15 protein-coding genes, 1 other RNA gene and 1 pseudogene are annotated in these 17,570 nt (G+C 66.0%); 4 read left to right on the top strand and 13 right to left on the bottom strand.

Annotated features, from left to right (window positions below; all coding sequences use genetic code 11):
* Positions 1-22 precede the first annotated feature (22 nt).
* Together prfB and J4O76_RS00530 are read right to left on the bottom strand one after the other, a co-directional pair.
* The gene (gene prfB, locus J4O76_RS00535) at positions 23-1,150 is read right to left on the bottom strand and encodes a peptide chain release factor 2 (protein ID WP_056065876.1); all 1,128 of its coding nucleotides are present in this window, start codon (positions 1,148-1,150) and stop codon (positions 23-25) included.
* Positions 1,151-1,284: 134 nt separating this feature from the next.
* Positions 1,285-3,801 carry a penicillin-binding protein 1A gene (locus tag J4O76_RS00530; RefSeq protein ID WP_426279703.1) on the bottom strand — a complete coding sequence of 839 codons (2,517 nt, stop codon included), beginning with the start codon at positions 3,799-3,801 and terminating at the stop codon, positions 1,285-1,287.
* Positions 3,802-4,303: 502 nt separating this feature from the next.
* On the opposite strand from J4O76_RS00530, the pseudogene hrpB reads away from it, so the two are divergent.
* Together hrpB and J4O76_RS00520 are read left to right on the top strand one after the other, a co-directional pair.
* Positions 4,304-6,744, top strand: a pseudogene (gene hrpB / locus J4O76_RS00525) (ATP-dependent helicase HrpB).
* Between the two features lie 9 nt (positions 6,745-6,753).
* Positions 6,754-7,035: an ETC complex I subunit gene (locus J4O76_RS00520; RefSeq protein WP_056051595.1), complete on the top strand. Its 282-nt coding sequence runs from the start codon at positions 6,754-6,756 to the stop codon at positions 7,033-7,035.
* A gap of 100 nt (positions 7,036-7,135) precedes the next feature.
* Here the strand turns inward: J4O76_RS00520 and J4O76_RS00515 are convergent, their stop codons facing one another.
* From J4O76_RS00515 to J4O76_RS00500, 4 genes are read right to left on the bottom strand one after another with little or no spacing between them, the layout of a single operon-like run.
* Entirely contained in the window at positions 7,136-7,639 is a 504-nt protein-coding gene (locus J4O76_RS00515; protein WP_426279702.1) for an NUDIX hydrolase, read from the bottom strand.
* A complete protein-coding gene (locus J4O76_RS00510; RefSeq protein WP_426279701.1) occupies positions 7,636-8,301 on the bottom strand; it encodes a TPM domain-containing protein in 666 nt (221 codons plus the stop codon). Before J4O76_RS00510 ends, J4O76_RS00515 begins: the two co-directional genes overlap by 4 nt.
* Before the next feature lies 1 nt (position 8,302).
* Positions 8,303-9,160, bottom strand: a complete 858-nt coding sequence (locus J4O76_RS00505) for a TPM domain-containing protein (protein WP_426279700.1) — start codon at positions 9,158-9,160, stop codon at positions 8,303-8,305.
* A gap of 10 nt (positions 9,161-9,170) precedes the next feature.
* Positions 9,171-9,767, bottom strand: coding sequence for a LemA family protein (locus J4O76_RS00500; protein ID WP_277984471.1), 597 nt, complete (start codon positions 9,765-9,767; stop codon positions 9,171-9,173).
* Positions 9,768-9,871: 104 nt separating this feature from the next.
* On the opposite strand from J4O76_RS00500, the gene mscL reads away from it, so the two are divergent.
* On the top strand, positions 9,872-10,342 hold the full coding sequence (gene mscL, locus J4O76_RS00495) for a large conductance mechanosensitive channel protein MscL (RefSeq protein WP_056065888.1): 471 nt from the start codon (positions 9,872-9,874) through the stop codon (positions 10,340-10,342).
* Positions 10,343-10,488: 146 nt separating this feature from the next.
* Here mscL and J4O76_RS00490 read toward each other — a convergent pair whose 3' ends face one another.
* The gene (locus tag J4O76_RS00490; RefSeq protein WP_176501167.1) at positions 10,489-10,920 is read right to left on the bottom strand and encodes an RrF2 family transcriptional regulator; all 432 of its coding nucleotides are present in this window, start codon (positions 10,918-10,920) and stop codon (positions 10,489-10,491) included.
* A gap of 122 nt (positions 10,921-11,042) precedes the next feature.
* On the opposite strand from J4O76_RS00490, the gene ssrA reads away from it, so the two are divergent.
* Positions 11,043-11,398: a transfer-messenger RNA gene (ssrA, locus tag J4O76_RS00485) on the top strand.
* Positions 11,399-11,470: 72 nt separating this feature from the next.
* On the opposite strand, the gene J4O76_RS00480 is transcribed toward ssrA, so the two are convergent.
* The 6 genes from J4O76_RS00480 to J4O76_RS00455 all read right to left on the bottom strand — a co-directional run bounded on the left by J4O76_RS00480 (position 11,471) and on the right by J4O76_RS00455 (position 17,535).
* A complete protein-coding gene (locus J4O76_RS00480) occupies positions 11,471-12,202 on the bottom strand; it encodes a hypothetical protein (RefSeq protein ID WP_426279699.1) in 732 nt (243 codons plus the stop codon).
* 137 nt (positions 12,203-12,339) lie between these two features.
* Positions 12,340-12,720 (bottom strand): response regulator, encoded by a 381-nt coding sequence (locus J4O76_RS00475; protein ID WP_207897157.1) that lies wholly within the window; start codon positions 12,718-12,720, stop codon positions 12,340-12,342.
* Positions 12,721-12,838: 118 nt separating this feature from the next.
* The gene (gene pnp, locus J4O76_RS00470) at positions 12,839-15,268 is read right to left on the bottom strand and encodes a polyribonucleotide nucleotidyltransferase (RefSeq protein ID WP_426279698.1); all 2,430 of its coding nucleotides are present in this window, start codon (positions 15,266-15,268) and stop codon (positions 12,839-12,841) included.
* A gap of 231 nt (positions 15,269-15,499) precedes the next feature.
* Complete coding sequence (gene rpsO, locus J4O76_RS00465) at positions 15,500-15,769, bottom strand: 30S ribosomal protein S15 (protein WP_055881152.1); 270 nt, start codon at positions 15,767-15,769, stop codon at positions 15,500-15,502.
* Between the two features lie 18 nt (positions 15,770-15,787).
* On the bottom strand, positions 15,788-16,813 hold the full coding sequence (truB, locus tag J4O76_RS00460) for a tRNA pseudouridine(55) synthase TruB (RefSeq protein ID WP_426279697.1): 1,026 nt from the start codon (positions 16,811-16,813) through the stop codon (positions 15,788-15,790).
* A gap of 146 nt (positions 16,814-16,959) precedes the next feature.
* Positions 16,960-17,535 (bottom strand): thymidine kinase, encoded by a 576-nt coding sequence (locus J4O76_RS00455; RefSeq protein ID WP_426279696.1) that lies wholly within the window; start codon positions 17,533-17,535, stop codon positions 16,960-16,962.
* Between the last annotated feature and the right edge of the window lie 35 nt (positions 17,536-17,570).

Raw genomic sequence — 17,570 nt, 5'->3', positions numbered from 1 at the left:
AGGGCAAGGACACCCCGCAAGCTCAATCGACGTCCTCCACCTCGACGGCCTCGCCGGTCACGCGCTGCGACAGCGCCGCCGCCATGAACATCTCGAGGTCGCCGTCGAGCACGTCCGACGGGCTGGTCGAGACCACGCCGGTGCGCAGGTCCTTCACCATCTGGTACGGCTGGAGAACGTAGCTGCGGATCTGGTGACCCCAGCCGATATCGGTCTTGCCGGCATTCTCGGCATTCGCCGCAGTCTCGCGGATCGCCAGTTCACGCTCGTACAGACGCGCGCGGAGCTGGTTGTACGCCTCGGCCTTGTTCTTGTGCTGCGAACGCTGGTTCTGGCACTGCACGACGATCCCGGTCGGGATGTGCGTGATGCGCACCGCCGAATCGGTCGTGTTGATGTGCTGGCCGCCGGCGCCCGACGCGCGATACGTGTCGATGCGCAGGTCGCTCTCGTTGTATTCGACCTCGATATTGTCGTCGACGACCGGATACACCCAGACGCTGGCAAACGAGGTGTGCCGCCGCGCCGCCGAATCGTAGGGGCTGATCCGGACGAGCCGGTGCACGCCGCTTTCGGTCTTCGCGTAACCGTACGCGTTCTCGCCCTTGAGCAGCAGCGTGGCGGACTTGATCCCCGCCTGCTCGCCCGAATGCTGGTCGACCAGCTCGACCTTCAGACCGTGGCGCTCGCCCCAGCGCGAATACATCCGGCTGAGCATGCCCGCCCAGTCCTGGCTTTCGGTCCCGCCGGCGCCGGCGTTGACCTCGATATAGGTGTCGTTCGCGTCGGCTTCGCCCGCGAGCAACGCCTTGATCTTGTCCTTGTCCGCACGCGCGGCGAGTTCGGCGAGCGACGCAACGCCGTCCGCTTCCATCTCGGTATCGCCCTCGGCCTCGGCCATCTCGATCAGCTCAGACGTGTCCGACAGCTCGCTCTGGATCGCGCGCGTCGCGCTTATCGCCTCGTCGAGACGACGACGCTCGCGCATCACCTCCTGCGCGGCCTTGGGATCGGACCAGAGCGCCTGATCCTCGACGCGCGCGTTCAGCTCGTCGAGACGACGCAGCGCGCGGTCCCAGTCGAGGAAGCGGCGCAGCAGCGCCAGCGCGTCGTTGATGGTGTCTACGTGAGCCTGCGCTTCGGCGCGCATGATATTCTCCAAAAATTCCGCCGCCCCGGCGAAGGCCGGGGAAATTTCGTCGTCCCAGCGGAGGCCGGGATCACCGTCCCAAGCGAGCGGGGCGGGTCTCCGGCGGACGCCGGGATGACGTCTATATAAGCGCGCTAGTAGATTCCGCCTTGTCTTTGCAAGAAATCGCTGTCGCGCGGGGCTTCGGCCTTCTTCACCGCGGTCGTCGTGGCAGCAGTAGGAGCGGCATCCGAGCGTCGCGCGGCACGCCGCGGTTCGCTCTCGGGCTTGAACGCTTCCCAGATCACCGCGGGCTTGGGATCGCTCGTATCGGGCCACGTGCCATAGACCGGCCGGCCGCTGCCGCGATCGATCCGGACCATGCGGATCCCCGCCGGCGCGCGGAACGGCAGCTTGGGCAGATCCTCATACGCCTTGACCGCGAACTGCTTGAAGATCGGCGCGGCGAGCGTGCCGCCCTGTGCCGCGCCCCCGAGGTTCTTCGGCGTGTCGAACCCGATGTACAGCCCGCCGACGAACTGCGGCGTGCCGCCGACGAACCACACATCGGTCGGGCCATTATTGGTGCCGGTCTTGCCGAACATCGGCCGGTCGAGATCGCGCAACGTCACCGCGGTGCCGCGCTGGACGACGCCTTCTGTGATGTGGACCATCTGGTACGCCGTCATCGCGTCGAGCACCTGACGCTGGCGCGTGATCGGCCGCGGCATCGGCTTGCCGTCCCAGTCGGGCGCGTTGCAGCGATCGCACGGCCGCCAGTTCTCGGGCCAGATCACCTTGCCGTGGCGATCCTGGACAAAGTCGATCAGTGACGGCGGGCCGCCCTTGCCGTTGTTGGCCAGGATCGAATACGCGTTGACCATCCGCCCGACGGTCGTCTCGCCGGCGCCGAGCGCGTAGGAGAGATAGGGCGCGTAATCGCCGACGCCCATCTTCTTGATCGTCGCGACCACCTTGGGCATGCCGGTCTGCGCGGCGGCGCGCACCGTCATGAGGTTGCGCGACTGCTCGATACCCCAGCGCATCGTGTGGGGGCCTGACCCGCGCGAATTGCCGAAGTTGCGGAAGCATTTCTGCCCGAGCCGCGCGCCCTGATAGACGCAGAATGGCCCGTCGATGATGATCGACGCAGGCGTCATGCCATTGTCGAGCGCGGCGGAATAGACGATCGGCTTGATCGTCGAACCCGGCTGGCGCATCGCCTGAGTCGCGCGGTTGAACGCTTGCAACCGGTCGTCGAAGCCGCCCTGCATCGCCAGCACGCGGCCTGACGAGGGTTCCTCCACGACGAACGCGCCCGAGACCTTCGGGATCGCCCGCAGCGAGAATTCGCCACCGTCCGGCGCCACCGCAATGATGTCGCCGACCTTGATCGCGCCGAACGCGTTGCCGCCCTTGCCGCGCACCGGCATCTGCGCCGCATAGCGCGGCAGCGTGCCGGTCTTGCCGGTGCGGAAGCCGAGGCTCCAGGCGTTGCCGTCCTTGGCCGTCACGATCGCCGCGACCCAATCGCGGTAATCGAGCGCGATATTGCTGTTGAGCAACGGCTGGAGCCAGTTGTCGTCCTCGATCTCGACATGACGGATCGGCCCGTTCCAGCCGCGCCCGCTGTCGAACCGCACCAGACCATCACGCAAGGCTTGCTGCGCGAGATCCTGCAGCTTCGCGTCGAACGAGGTCCGCACCCACAGTCCGCCCGAATACACGCTGTACGGGCCGTCCTTCGCGTTCTCGCCGAATTTCGCCATCAGCTGGCGACGGACTTCCTCGACGAAATAGCCGCCGACGCTTTCGAACTTCGGCGTGCGGCGCATCACCGCGCCGAGCGGCTCGGCATTCGCCTGGTCATGCTGCGCGCGCGTGATGAAGCCGTTGTCGAGCATACGGTTGAGCACATAGTTGCGCCGCGTCATCGCCTTCTCGGTGTTGCGCACCGGATCGTAGTTCGACGGACCCTTGGGCAGGATCGCGAGATACGCCATCTGCGCGAGATCGAGCTGGTCGAGTTCCTTGTCGAAATACGCATGGCTCGCCGCCTCGACGCCGAACGCATTACGCCCGAGCGCGATCTGGTTGAGATACAGCTCGAGGATCTGCTCCTTGGTCAGCGTATCCTCGATCTTGTACGCCAGCACCGCCTCGCGCAGTTTGCGCGACGGCGAATAGGCGTTGCCGATCAACAGGTTCTTGGCGACCTGCTGGGTGATCGTCGAGCCGCCCTTGGCGCGCTTGCCGGTGCCGAGCTTGGTCGCATAATCGTACACCGCGCCGGCGAGGCCGGGATAATCGACGCCGTGATGCTCGAAGAACGACTTGTCCTCGGCGGCGAGGAACGCCTTCACCAGCAGCGGCGGATATTCGGCATAGCTGAGTTCCACGCGCCGTTCGCGCGCGTAGCTGTGGATCGGCGCGCCATCGATCCCGCGCACGTTGGTCGGCAGCGGTGGCTCATAGGTGCGCAACGTATCCACGGAAGGCAGGTCGCGCATAACCGCGAACCAGAATGCGAAGATCGCGACGAAGCCGAGTACCACCAGCGCCAATGCCGCCTTGGTCCACCGACTCGCCCAGGCGCGCGCTACCCTGCCGCGCAGCCGGTCGAAAGTGCGGCCTGTCGCCGTCGTCGAGGTGGGGGAGGGATCGGACGCCATGATTACTGCCGCAGCGTCTAGCAGGTTCGCGGGCGCTTGCCAGCCTTCGGTGGGATGGGGGCGGGGCGGGCTGTCGCAACGCGTTCGGCAGCGATCAACTCGTCTGGTGCCCGGCCCGTCCGGATATGCCCACCACCCCGGCGGAGGCCGGGGCCCAATCGGAGAGGCGGCAATAACGGAGCGCAACAGCAGTCAGTGCCGTTTCCCAATTAGACCCCGGCCTTCGCCGGGGCGGTGCTGTTGGCGGGTAGGTAAGCCATCGACGTCCGTGAGCTCGAACGATCCTCCCCCGCCAGGGGGAAGTGGCACCGAAGGTGACGGAGGGGGAGGACACGGAGCTGAGGTTGTCGCTTACCGCCCCCTCCGTCAGGCAAGCGCCTGCCACCTCCCCCTGGCGGGGAAGGATCGAAAGCGCGCAATCGTTGGTTTGAAATCGCACCTTCCCAAGGGACTGCCCAAGCAAAACCTGTCGCGAACTTCGCTACTGTGGCAGCAGGCGCGCATGACCCCGCCGCCGCTCCCGATCCTAGCCGTACTCCCCGATCTCCTTGCCAAGCTCCGCGATCGAACTTCGGCAGTCCTCGTCGCCCCCCCGGGCGCCGGCAAGACCACCGCGGTAGCGCCGGCCCTCCTCACCGAACCCTGGTGCACGGACGAGATTCTCCTCCTATCCCCCCGTCGCTTGGCCGCCCGCGCCGCCGCCGAACGCATGGCCTCCACCGCGGGCGAACCCGTCGGCCAGACCTTCGGTTACGCCACCCGCATGGACAGCAAGCGCTCCGCCGCCACCCGCGTCACGGTGATCACCGAAGGCATCTTCGTCGCCCGCATCCAAGCCGACCCAGAACTCGCCGGCGTGTCCGCGGTTCTTTTCGACGAAGTCCACGAACGCAGCCTCGACGGCGATTTCGGCCTCGCGCTGGCGCTGGACGTCCAAGCCGGTTTCCGCCCCGACCTCCGTATCGTCGCGATGTCCGCAACGCTCGACGGTGCGCGGTTCGCGGCATTGATGGACGGCGCCCCCGTCATCGAAAGCGAAGGCCGCAGCTACCCACTCACCCTCCGCCACATCGGTCGCCAAGCCGAACTCCGCATCGAGGACTCGGTCGCCGCCGCGATCCGCCGCGCACTCGGCGAAGCGGAGGGCGGCGTGCTCGCCTTCCTCCCCGGCGTTGCGGAGATCGAACGGACCGCCGATCGCCTCGCCAACCTCCCCGACGGCATTGTCCTGCACGAACTCCACGGCAGCCTCGACCCCGCAGCGCAGCGCGCCGCGATTCTCCCCGAACCGGACGGCCGGCGGAAAGTCGTGCTCGCCACTAGCATCGCTGAGACCAGCCTGACGCTCGACGGCATCCGCATCGTCGTCGACTCCGGCCTCGCCAGACGCCCGAGGTACGACCGCGCCGCCGGCATGACACGGCTGGTAACGGAACGCGCGAGCCAAGCCGCGGTGACCCAACGCGCTGGCCGCGCCGCGCGCCTCGGGCCGGGCATAGCGTACCGCCTGTGGGAAGAGGCCGCCACCGCTGGCCTCCCGCGCTACGATCCGCCCGAAATCTTGGAGGCGGACCTGTCCGCGCTGGTGCTGGCTTGCGCACTCTGGGGCGTCGGCGATCCGCGAGACCTCCGCTGGATCGACCCGCCCCCCGCCGCCGCGATCGACGAGGCGATTGCGCGACTGACGACGCTGGAAGCGATCGAAGACGGTCGTCCGACGTCGCATGGCCGCGCGATCGCGAAACTCCTGATGCCGCCGAGACTGGCGCACATGCTCCTGCGAGCGGGGGAGCGGGGCTTGGCAAACACAGCGGCACAAATCGCGGTCCTGCTAGGCGAACGCGGTATTGGTGGACAGGACGTCGACCTGGAAACCCGCCTCCGCCGCTGGAAAACCGAACGTGGGGCCAAGGCGCAAGCGGCAAGAGCGATGGCCGATCGCTGGGCGCGCCTGGCTCCCCTCCCGCAAGCGGAAGGGGGGCAGAAATTTGTGTCGCGCTTGGCTTCCCCGACCGCGTCGCACGACGCCGCGATGCATCCGGCGAAACCTGGGCCTCGGTCGGCGGCCGCGGGTTCAAGCTCGACCCGACCTCGCCACTCGCCCGCTCGGAATGGCTCGCCGTCGCCGACACGCAAGGCTCGGCCGCCGGCGCGCGCATTCTCTCCGCCGTGGCGATCGACCAAACCACCGTCGAAACCCTCTTCGCCGACCGCATCGACTCCCGCCGCACCGTCACGTTCGACCCCATAACCGGCGGCATCCAGGCCCTCCGGGAACGTCGTCTCGGCGCGATCCGTCTTTCCAGCGGCCCCGACAGCGGCGCGGACCCTGACGCGATTCTCGCCGCGCTGATCAACGGCGTCCGCGAGCACGGCCTTGCGCTGCTACCGTGGAGCGACGGCGCCCAGGCCCTGCGCGACCGTGCCGCCTATGCCGGCGTACCGCTCGACGACGCTACCCTTCTCGACCGCGCCGACGGATGGCTAGCCCCGCTTCTGACCGGCAAACGCCGACTCGAAGCGATCGCCCCCGGCGCGCTTGCCGAAGCGCTGCGCAACCTGCTCGGCTGGGACGCGATGCAGACGATCAACCGCCTCGCGCCGCCCGATTTCACCAGCCCCGCCGGCAGCACACACGAGATCGACTACGCAGCCGAAGGTGGCCCCCGGGTCGAACTCCGCGTGCAAGCCCTGTTCGGCCTCGCGGTCCACCCGGTGATCGGCGAGGCCCGCGTACCGCTAGTGCTGAGCCTCACATCGCCCGCCGGCCGTCCGATCCAGACGACGCGAGATCTCACCGGATTCTGGGCGGGCAGCTGGACCGCGGTGGCTAAGGAAATGCGCGGGCGCTACCCCAAGCATCCGTGGCCCGACGACCCCGCCGCGGCGTCGGCGACGCTGCGCACGAAAAAGGCGGATGCAAGGGCCGCCGGTTCGCGATAAGGGGGTCTCATGCCAACCGCCCGTATCTTTCAGCGCCCCAAGAACGCCATGCAGTCCGGCAAGCACCGGACCGACGCCTGGCAGCTCGAATTCGAACCTTCGGAGCCCAAGCGCCCCGACCCGCTCACCGGATGGGCCGGCAGCGGCGACACCCGCGACCAGCTGCGCCTGCTGTTCCCGACCGCCGAGGCGGCGATCGCGCACTGCGAGCGCGAGGGGTTCGGCTACACGGTCGTGCCGGCGCCGCAGAAGACGCTGAAGCTGCAGAGCTACGCCGACAACTTCAAGTAAGCCCGCGGGAGCGGCGCTAGGCCCTCCCGCACCTCCTTGTTCTCCCGCAAAGGCGGGAGCCCAGTCTGGGTCCCCGCCTTCGCGGGGAAACAGGTCTTGGTTAGAGGATCGACCCAGCCAGGATCAGCAGCATCTTGGTATCGATCGCCACGCCCGCCTTCCGCTTCTCGGCCACGAACGCCGGCACGTCGGCAAGCGCCACGCGGTGCACGGTGATGTTCTCGTCGCCATCGCCGCCGCCATCGCTCACCTTCGTCAGCCCGGTCGCGCGGGCTAGCGTGAAGCATTCCGACGTCATCCCGGGCGACGAATAGAACACCCCCAGATCCTCGATTGCCTTCGCGCGGTAGCCGGTTTCTTCCTCCAGCTCGCGGCCGGCAGCGACCGCGACACTCTCGCCCGCGGTCTCGTCACCGACCAGCCCCGCCGGCAGCTCTAGGCACGCGCGCCCGAGCGGCACGCGGAACTGCTCCACCAGGATCACGTCGCCGTCGTCGATCGCGACGATCACCGCCGCCGCGATCTCGCCTTGGCGCGCGGCGAATTCCCACGTGCCCTCGGTCTGCACGGTCAGGAATTTCCCGGCCCATACGGTCTTGCTCATAGTTCGATCAGCCTGTCCGGAAGTTCGTTTACCGGCGCACCGGTCCGCGGGAAATGTTCGGCGAGCACCGCGCCGATCTGCGCGACTGCATCCGCCATCCCGTCGCCGGGACGATCGTCGCGCACGCCGGCGAGTACCGCTGCCATAGCTGCGCCCCAGGTTTCGTTCGGCACGCGCGAATGGATCGCATCGTCGGCGATGATCTCCGCGCGGTGCTCGGCCAGCGACAGGTACAGCAGTACGCCGGTCGAGCCCTTGGTCCGCTTCTCGGCACCCGCACGGAACAGGAGCAAAGCCCGCCGCCGCACGCGCCGCGCCTTGGTCGCACCCGGCGTCAGCGCGAGCCGCGCCGGCGTCCACGCCAGCACCAGCCGCACCGCCAGGAACACCAAGGTCACTAGCACCAGCGCGACCACGTACAGCGCACCCTGCGGTGCCGCCTGCCAGGGATCGACCAGCGCGTAGATATGGTCCGCCGCGACCGGGTGGTACGCGAGCAGCGCCAGCGTCAGCAGCATCGCCAGCACGCCCCAGTGCATCGACACGTCGTGATACGCATCCGACTGCCGCGCGACGATCGTGACGATCTCGCCGGTCGTCTCGGTTTCCGCCTGCGTGACCGCCGCGGTGACGCGGTCGTGGTCGGTGTCGCTCAATCGCATGTCACCATCCCCCCGATGCGCCGCCGCCGCCGCCGGATCCCCCGCCGCCGCCGCCGAAACCACCGCCGCCCCAGCCGCCACCACCGCTGTCGTCGCCACCGCCCCAGCTTCCGCCGCCGCCACCGCCGCCGCCACGGGTCATCGCGTCGGCGATGCTCCACAACACGATCGGCAAGGCGCCGCTGCCGCCGCTCCGGTTGCCGCCATCGACGTAATGCTTGCCGCCGGCCCGCCGCGAGATCATCGGAATGACGATCGCCGCCAGGACGATGCCAAAGAAGATCAGCCCGATCGGCACGCCGCCGCCACCCGAGTTCGAGCGACGATGCGTCTTGTCATACTCCGCCGCCGCCGCCGTAACCTTCGCGCGCGCCTCCGCATCGGGCAGCGCAAGCTGGTCTGCCACCGCGTTGGTCCCCGCGACGATCCCGCCCGGGATGTCCCCCGCCTTGAAACGCGGCAGGATCTGCTGGTTGATGACGACGCTGGAGAACGCGTCGGTCAGCACCGGCTCAAGCCCATAGCCGACCTCGATCCGCACCTTCCGGTCGTTCGGCGCGACCAGCAGGATCGCGCCGTTGTTCGCATCCTTCAGCCCGACGCCCCAGCTCCGCAGCAGGCGATTGCCGTAATCCTCGATCGGATAGCCTTCGAGATCGGACACCGTCGCGACCACCAGCTGGTTGCCGGTCGTCCTTTGCAGGTCGTCGAGCCGCTTGGTCAGCGCCGCTTCCTGATCGGGCGGGATGACGTTCGCGGCGTCGACGACGAAGCCGGTGAACTTGGGAAGCGTCTGCGCGGTCGAAGCATTGCTTCCCAGCAGCACCGCGAACGCGAGCGTCAGGAGATGGCGGAGCATGACGCGCGGATCAGCTCGCGTTGCCGAAGTTCACCGTCGGTGCGGTCTCGGCACCCGGCGTGGTCGCCGCGAACGGCACCATCGGCTTGGCGCCATAGAAGATCTTCGCGCCGACCGCGTCGGGGAAGGTGCGGATCTTGGTATTATACGCCTGCACCGCGCCGTTGTAATCGCGCCGCGCGATCGTGATGCGGTTCTCGGTGCCCTCGAGCTGGCTCATCAGCGTGGTGTAGTTGGCCTGGCTCTTCAACTCAGGATACGCTTCCTGCAAGCGCTGGAGCGATACGCCGACGGCACCCTGGACGCGCTGATACTGCTCCATCTTCGCCGGATCGGAGAGATCGGCTGCCGAAACCTGGACCGAGTTCGCAGCCGAGCGCGCCTGTGTCACCTGGACGAGGATATCCTTCTCCTGCGCGCCCGCCGCCTTCACGGTCGCGACGAGGTTGGGGATCAGGTCGGCGCGGCGTTGATAATTGTTCTGGACGTCGGCCCAGCGTGCCTTCGCGTTCTCTTCCGCGGTCGGAATGCTGTTGATCCCGCACCCGGCCAGCGCCGATGCGAGGAGGATCGCGGCGGTACCGCGGGCGATTGGGGCACGTGACATCGGGGCTCTCCTGAATACCTGTGTCACCCTCATAGGACAGTCCGCAGGGTTGGCGAAACCGAAATCGGCGGTTAGCCTTGGGCTGGCAACAGAAGGGGGCGGCATTGCTCAAGGAATTCAAGGCGTTCATCATGCGCGGCAACGTGCTCGATCTCGCCATCGCGGTGATCATCGGTGCGGCGTTCGGCAAGATCGTCACGTCGCTGACCGACGACGTGCTGATGCCGGTGATCGGCAAGATCTTCGGCGGGCTCGATTTCTCGAGCTATTTCTGGCGGATGGGGCCGGTGCCGGCGAACTATGCGGGCTCGCTGAGCGATTACGCGGCGTTGAAGAAGGCGGGCGTGCCGCTGCTCGGCTATGGCGCGTTCGCGACGCAGCTGGTCAATTTCGTGATCGTCGCGGGTATCATCTTCATGATCCTGCGCGTGGTGAACCGGACGGCGGCGCTGATCGAGCGCGAGACGGCGCGGTTGAAGCGCGAGGAAGAGGCGGTTGTCGTCGCACCTGCGCCGGAGCCGGTCGAGATCGCGCTGCTTCGCGAGATCCGCGACGAGTTGAAGGCGCGGGGGTGATCGCCTTGTCCCTCTCCCCGCCGGGGAGAGGGAGGGAGGAGCCGTAGGCGACGGAAGGGTGAGGGGCCTGAGGCTCGGGACGGGATCCCAACTCCCCCTCATCCGACGCTGCCGCGCCACCTTCTCCCCGAGGGGAGAAGGAAAGCCTAAGCCGCTACCAGATCCTCGGCGTTCGCATCCGCCAGGCTCGTCCCATCCAGAATCCGCGCAGTCTCGTCGCGCACGCGCATCATCGCATAGCGGATCGCGCAGTCGGCTTCGCTCTTGCAGTCGAGGCACGGCCGGTACGCCGTGCGGCTGACGCACGGGACAAGTGCGAGCGGGCCCTCGATGATCCGGATGATCTCGCCAAGCGAAATCAGATGGCTCGGCCGCGAGAGGCGATAGCCGCCCATCTTGCCGCGATGGCTGTGCAACAGGCCGGACTCGCGCAGGTCGGCGAGGATCAGCTCGAGGAATTTGCGCGGCACGTTCGCCTCGGCGGCGATCCGCGTCATCGGGATGGGAGGGCCACCGACGGGGGCGCCGCCAAGGAAGATCATCGCGCGGAGCGCGTAGCGGGAGCGCTGCGTCAACATAATGCAGGTTGCTATGCACGCGCTTTGTGGCGAGCGGAAGGCGGTTTGGCACGCTGTGTGCTAACCCATCGGAGATTTATCCGGGGCAGGTCGCGCCACGGCGCCAGTCTTTTCATTTGGCCGGGCTTTTCAGATCGATGCGGCCCCCCTATATCGGTCATGCCGTCGGGGGAATCTTCTCTTGGCGGCTATGGCGATAAACCGTGGCGTGTCATAGACACAGCGGACCCGGGGGCAGTACCCGGCGACTCCACCACCGCCCTCTTCGCAAGAGGGGGACGATGACGGGGTCGAACTAGGATCGACGTGTGTTCAACGACGCTATGTTTCGCTCGGAATGGGACCACCGCAACGGCCCATACACAAGTGCCAACGATAACGAAGCACTCGCAATTGCCGCATAACTGACGGTCTAACGACCTAAGTTATACGGACGAAAGCGCGGTTCGGGCCACACCGGGCAACAGAAGTGGACACCGGCGGTACGGGGGGCACCGAGCAACAGAAGCTCCCCACTAACCCGACACTTGGTCTCATCACGCAGCTCCGATCAGGCAGCAAGGCGCTCGACCAGTCGCAACACCGGCGGGCTGAAGCCGAGCGGACCGACCAGCACGTTGGTCACGACCAGCACCCCGCCACCCCAGTAATAGGCCGGATGTATCTTCCCGCGCAGGCGCAAGTCGGAGATCATCCCTGCGATGACGAACACCGCCATCGACGCGAACACCGCGAGCGGCGCGAACTGGCCAAGCAGCGGCATCGGCAGGATCCGCCCGAGCGCCGGAGACATGACCAGGATCGTGCCGCACAACATCAGTCGCTTGTGCCACGCCGCCTGTTTCCGCAGCGCTATCGCCCAGGCGGTCAGAATGCCAAACCCGATCACCCCCAGCACATCTAGCACGAGGAAGATCCCAGGCGGAAAGAATGGCGGTACGCGGTGCTGCTGGATCGCCGCGACGGTGGTGACGATGCCCAGCACGACCATCGACGCTGCGATAACGGCGCCGAGTACGCCGAGTTGTCGATGCCAAGTGATCAATCCCCGAACGACCAGCCAGTTCTGCACGACGTAGAGAATGATCCACGCCAGGAAGGCGGCGGCATGCAGATGAACTTGCAAGGGCAGTTCGAGAAACGTCCAGTTCATCCGCGCTGCATTCAGCGTGAAGCCGAAGATCACCGTGACGGCGATCGCTATCGCCATGCCGAGGAAGAAGCGACGCTCGCTCGCGACGACATTCCGTTGCGCAGGCCGTACACTATTTAACGATGCCATTGGACCGCCCCCGCGAGTCGATGCTCAAGCGACGGACGATGGCCCTAATACTGATAACGGGCAATACTCATGACGAATGAGGATTGCCTAGACTAGTAGATGTAAGATCCTGAATACTCTTCCAGTCCGTTAACTGCTCAGAGTTGCAGAAGCTTGCTGAGTTGTGCGCCGGTATAGGGCTTCTGCACGAACCGCGCGGCCTTGGGCAGCGCCTCGGTGGTGCCGTTGTCGGCACCCGACGTGACCAGGATCGCGATATCGGGGCGCTGCGCGTGAACGGCATTGGCAAGGTCGATGCCGTTCAGGTCTCCGGGCATGCGGACATCGGTAAACAGCGCGGCGATATCGGGCCGCTCTTCGAGCTTCGCCAAGGCGTCGGCCGCGTTGCTGGCTTCGACGACTTCATAGCCGGCATCCTCCAGCGCGAGGTTGGAATGGACCCGGACGAGGGCATCGTCATCGACGACGAGGATAACGGACTTCGCAATGGCGTTCATACCGGTTCGAACATCCGGCATGCCGCTCCGTTCCAATATAAGTCATGTTCTCAAGGCATAACGGGGCAAAGCGAGCCTGACATGAGAAAGGGGCCCGGTTTCCCGAGCCCCTCCATCACTGCCGTTAGGCCGTAAAGGCTTAGTCGCGATCGCCGGTCAGGAATGCCGGTGCGAACTCCGGAGCCTTGTCGCCGTCGGTGCGTGCAGCACGCTCGCCGCCGCCGTTGCCGCCGCCATCGCGACGCGGACCACGGCCACCGCCGTTGCCCCCTGCGTCACGGCCGCCATCGCCGTCGCGACGTGGGCCACGCGAGCCGCGATCGCCCCCATCACGACCGCCGCCGCCTTCGCCGCGTGGACCGCGACCGCCGCCGTTGCCGCCAGCATCACGGCCGCCATCGCCATCACGACGCGGACCGCGCGGACCACGATCGCCACCCTCGCGGGGTTCCCGGGCAGGACGCGTGTCCTCGAGCTCTTCGCCGGTCGTCTGGTCGACGACGCGCATCGACAGGCGAACCTTGCCGCGCGGATCGATCTCGAGAACCTTGACCTTGACCTCCTGGCCTTCGGTCAGGGCGTCGGAGACCTTCTCGACGCGCTCGTTCTTGATTTCGGACACGTGGACGAGACCGTCCTTGCCACCCATGAAGTTCACGAACGCCCCGAAATCGACCAGGTTGACGACCTTGCCGTCATAGACCTTGCCGACTTCGGCTTCCTCGACGAGGCCCTTGATCCACTTGATCGCGGCTTCGATCTGCGCGGGATCGGACGACGACACCTTGATCACGCCCTCGTCGTCGATGTCGACCTTGGCGCCGGTCTGCGCGACGATCTCGCGGATCACCTTGCCGCCGGTGCCGATGACTTCACGGATCTTCGACTTGTCGATCTGGAAGCTCTCGATGCGCGGTGCGTGGGCGCTGAGTTCCTCACGCGTGTGGTCGAGCGCCTTCGCCATCTCGCCCAGGATGTGCGCGCGGCCTTCCTTGGCCTGCGCCAGCGCCTTGCCCATGATCTCCTCGGTGATGCCGGCGATCTTGATGTCCATCTGCATCGTGGTGATGCCCTCGGACGTGCCAGCCACCTTGAAGTCCATGTCGCCGAGGTGATCCTCGTCGCCGAGGATGTCCGATAGAACCGCGAAGTTCTTGCCCTCGAGGATCAGGCCCATCGCGATGCCCGACACCGGACGCTTCAGCGGAACGCCCGCATCCATCATCGACAGCGAACCGCCGCAGACCGTCGCCATCGACGACGAACCGTTGCTCTCGGTGATGTCCGACAGAACGCGGATCGTGTACGGGAACTCTTCCTTGGTCGGCAGAACCGGGTGCAGCGCGCGCCATGCGAGCTTGCCGTGACCGACTTCGCGACGACCCGGCGCACCGAAGCGACCGACTTCACCAACCGAATAGGGAGGGAAGTTGTAGTGCAGCATGAAGTTTTCGTACGACAGGCCGTTCAGGCCGTCGATCATCTGCTCCGCATCGCGCGTGCCGAGCGTGGTGGTGCAGATCGACTGCGTCTCGCCGCGCGTGAACAGCGCCGAGCCATGCGTGCGCGGGAGGAAGTGGACCATCGCCTCGATCGGACGGATCTGCGTGGTGGTGCGGCCGTCGATGCGGGTGCCGTCCTTGAGGATGGCGCCGCGGACGATCTCCGCCTCCAGCTTCTTCATCAGCTTGCCGGCTGCCATCTGGTCCTGCGGCGACGCATCGGCGAACGCCGTCTTGCCCTTGGCGCGCGCCGCGTTGAGCAGGTCAGACCGCTTGGACTTGTCGGTCACCTTGTAGGCAGCCGCGATGTCCTTGCCGATCAGCTTCTTCAGCTTGTCCTTGGCGGTCGACAGGTCGGCCTGCTCGGCCATTTCCCAAGGATCCTTGGCAGCCATCTCGGCCAGATCGATGATCAGGTTGGCGGCTTCGCGGCAGGCCTTGTGGGCGAACTGCACGGCGCCGAGCATGATCTCTTCCGAAAGCTCCTTGGCTTCCGATTCCACCATCATCACGGCCTGGCCGGTGGCGGCGACGACGAGGTCGAGATCGCCAGCCTTGGCTTCTTCCAGCGTCGGGTTGAGGATGTACGCGCCATCGACGTAACCGACGCGCGCTGCGCCGATCGGGCCCATGAACGGCACGCCCGAGATCGTCAGGGCTGCCGATGCCGCGACCATCGCGAGGACGTCCGGCTCGTTCTCGCCGTCATACGACAGAACCTGGCAGATCACGTTGATCTCGTTGTAGAAACCCTCTGGGAAAAGGGGACGGATCGGGCGATCGATGAGACGGCTGGTCAGCGTCTCCTTTTCGGTCGCGCCGCGCTCACGCTTGAAGAAGCCACCGGGGATGCGGCCGCTTGCGGAGAACTTCTCCTGGTAATGGACGGTGAGCGGGAAGAAATCCTGCCCTTCCTTGACGGTCCGTGCAGCCGTCACGGCGCAAAGAACGACGGTCTCGCCGAGGGTGGCGAGCACTGCGCCGTTAGCCTGGCGCGCAACGCGGCCGGTCTCGAGCGTCAGAGTCTTGCCGCCCCACTGGGCGCTTACGGTCTTGGTATCGAACATTCTTTTTCCTTCACTCCAAACGCCAGATGCGTTTGGGGCCGTTGAGGTCTCCATGAAAGTAGTACTTTCATGGAAGCCTGGTGTGCGGGCTTAGCCGGCCCGCGGCGGTGTGGAGCGAGTTGTCGCTCCTTGCCATTGCACCGAATTGTGTCCTGGCGTTTGCCTCCGCGCGAAATGCGCGGAATCAAAACCCTATATACGAAAACGGCCCCCCGAGGGGAGCCGTTCGTGTTACTTGCGGAGACCGAGCTTCGCGATCAAATCCAGATAGCGCTGGCCGTCCTTGTGACGGAGATAATCCAACAGCGTCCGGCGCTTGTTGACCATCATGAGAAGACCACGACGCGAGTGGTTGTCCTTCTTGTGGCCCTTGAAATGCTCGGTCAGGTTCTTGATGCGCTCGGTCAGGATCGCGACCTGGACTTCCGGCGAACCGGTGTCACCCTCGGCGCGCGAATGCTCCTTGACGAGCTCGGTCTTGCGTTCAGCGGTAATCGTCATGAATTCATGTCCTCGACATCACAGATTGAAACCGCGAACGACCCGGACGTCTCCGTCCTCGACCTCGACCAGCGCGACCGGGACAGCGTCCAGTTCGGCGAAGTATTGGCCATCGTCTGCGGCAATCCCGGCCAAGATACGCCCCTGTCGGAGCGCCCCTGCCTGGTCGGGGGTGAGGGAGAGAGCCGGGATGTCGTCCAGCGCCACCCTCAAGGGCAGAAGTACATCTTCAAGCGCGGAGGCCTTAGCGAGTTCGTCCAGTTTGTCCAGCGATATCGCGGAGGAGAGGTCGAACGGGCCGGCCTTGGTGCGGCGTAACATCGTGACGTGGCCGACGGTGCCGAGGGCGATCGCGATGTCGCGCGCGAGGGAGCGGATGTAGGTGCCCTTGGACACATGCGCGGTAAGCGTGACCTCCTCCAGCGGGGAGTGGAGCAGGGGTGCATCCTGCAATTCCTCCCCGGCACGGGGAGGGGGACCGCCGTTCACTTGGACGGGGGTGGAGGGGGGCTCGTCACCAACGGTACGCTCGCGGAAGCCCCCCTCCACCAGCTGCGCTGGTCCCCCTCCCCGTACCGGGGAGGATAGCGAATAAATCGTCACGTCCCGGCTCGCGAGCACTACTTCCTGCCCAGCCCGAGCCAGATCATAAGCCCGCTCCCCGTCAATCTTCAGCGCGGAATAGGCGGGCGGCACCTGAGAAATCGGTCCGGTAAACTGCGCCAGCACCGCCTCGACCGCAGCCAGGGTCGGCCGGACGTCGGACGTAGCGATGCTCACCCCCTCAGCATCCAGCGTATCCGTCTGAACCCCGAACACAACCGTAAAATCATAGATCTTGTCGCTATCGAGCATCCGCCCAGCCAGCTTCGTCGCCTCCCCAACCGCGATCGGCAGCACCCCCGTAGCGAGCGGATCGAGCGTCCCCCCATGCCCCACCTTGAACTTCCCATACCCGCCGCTCCGCAAGGCACGCTTCACCGCCGACACCCCCTGCGTCGAGCCAAGCTCCAGCGGTTTGTCGAGAATGATCCAGCCATGCATGCGCGTAAGTCCTAGAATTCAGTTTAGGCGGGAGCGGCCGCCCATCTACTCCGTCATGCTGACGAAAGTCAGGATCCAGAGCCACAAGCGACGGTGTTTGGTACCCTGGTCCTGACTTTCGTCAGGATGACGGGGAGGGGTGAAGCCTACCCCAAAGCCTCGCAAAAATGCCGCCGGCACAGCGCGACATACCGGTCGTTCCCGCCGATCTCGGTCTGCTGCCCCTCGGCAATCGCCCGGCCGCTCCCATCGACCCGCAGGTTCATCGTCGCCTTGCGTCCGCACATGCAAACCGACTTGATCTCCACCAGCGAGTCCGCGAGCGCGAGCAACCGCGCCGACCCCGGAAACAGCGCCCCCTGGAAATCGGTCCGCAACCCGTAGGCCAGCACCGGAATCCCGACCACATCACAGATATGCGCAAGCTGATCCACCTGCGCAGACGTCAGAAACTGCGCCTCGTCCACCAGCACGCACGAAATCGCGTCCTCGCCGTGCTGTCGAACAACGCAGGCCCCGATATCCGTCCCCGCATCGAACGCGATCGCCGGTGCCTCCAGCCCGATCCGCGACGTGATCGTCCCCGCCGCGAACCGATCGTCGATCGCCGCCGTGAACAGCATCGTCCGCATCCCCCGCTCGCGATAATTGAAGTCCGCCTGCAACAGGTTCGTCGACTTCCCCGCGTTCATCGAGGCGTAGTAGAAATACAGCTTGGCCATGGGGGCAAAGAGCGGGAACGCGGGGGGATGTCCAG

Origin of the sequence: Sphingomonas sp. NFX23 (genome assembly GCF_049887795.1) — a bacterium.
Taxonomy (GTDB): domain Bacteria; phylum Pseudomonadota; class Alphaproteobacteria; order Sphingomonadales; family Sphingomonadaceae; genus Sphingomonas.
The sequence above is the reverse complement of the archived record's forward strand: the minus strand, read 5'-3'. Positions and strand labels throughout refer to the sequence as shown.

What these genes read in the sequence shown, in the direction of transcription:
- J4O76_RS00480 (WP_426279699.1), bottom strand. Translation starts at nt 12,202, where the DNA reads ATGGCATCGTTAAATAGTGTACGGCCTGCGCAACGGAATGTCGTCGCG.
- J4O76_RS00500 (WP_277984471.1), bottom strand. Translation starts at nt 9,767, where the DNA reads ATGTCACGTGCCCCAATCGCCCGCGGTACCGCCGCGATCCTCCTCGCA.
- J4O76_RS00505 (WP_426279700.1), bottom strand. Translation starts at nt 9,160, where the DNA reads ATGCTCCGCCATCTCCTGACGCTCGCGTTCGCGGTGCTGCTGGGAAGC.
- truB (WP_426279697.1), bottom strand. Translation starts at nt 16,813, where the DNA reads ATGCATGGCTGGATCATTCTCGACAAACCGCTGGAGCTTGGCTCGACG.
- rpsO (WP_055881152.1), bottom strand. Translation starts at nt 15,769, where the DNA reads ATGACGATTACCGCTGAACGCAAGACCGAGCTCGTCAAGGAGCATTCG.
- J4O76_RS00455 (WP_426279696.1), bottom strand. Translation starts at nt 17,535, where the DNA reads ATGGCCAAGCTGTATTTCTACTACGCCTCGATGAACGCGGGGAAGTCG.
- pnp (WP_426279698.1), bottom strand. Translation starts at nt 15,268, where the DNA reads ATGTTCGATACCAAGACCGTAAGCGCCCAGTGGGGCGGCAAGACTCTG.
- prfB (WP_056065876.1), bottom strand. Translation starts at nt 1,150, where the DNA reads ATGCGCGCCGAAGCGCAGGCTCACGTAGACACCATCAACGACGCGCTG.
- J4O76_RS00520 (WP_056051595.1), top strand. Translation starts at nt 6,754, where the DNA reads ATGCCAACCGCCCGTATCTTTCAGCGCCCCAAGAACGCCATGCAGTCC.
- J4O76_RS00515 (WP_426279702.1), bottom strand. Translation starts at nt 7,639, where the DNA reads ATGAGCAAGACCGTATGGGCCGGGAAATTCCTGACCGTGCAGACCGAG.
- J4O76_RS00530 (WP_426279703.1), bottom strand. Translation starts at nt 3,801, where the DNA reads ATGGCGTCCGATCCCTCCCCCACCTCGACGACGGCGACAGGCCGCACT.
- J4O76_RS00475 (WP_207897157.1), bottom strand. Translation starts at nt 12,720, where the DNA reads ATGCCGGATGTTCGAACCGGTATGAACGCCATTGCGAAGTCCGTTATC.
- J4O76_RS00490 (WP_176501167.1), bottom strand. Translation starts at nt 10,920, where the DNA reads ATGTTGACGCAGCGCTCCCGCTACGCGCTCCGCGCGATGATCTTCCTT.
- J4O76_RS00510 (WP_426279701.1), bottom strand. Translation starts at nt 8,301, where the DNA reads ATGCGATTGAGCGACACCGACCACGACCGCGTCACCGCGGCGGTCACG.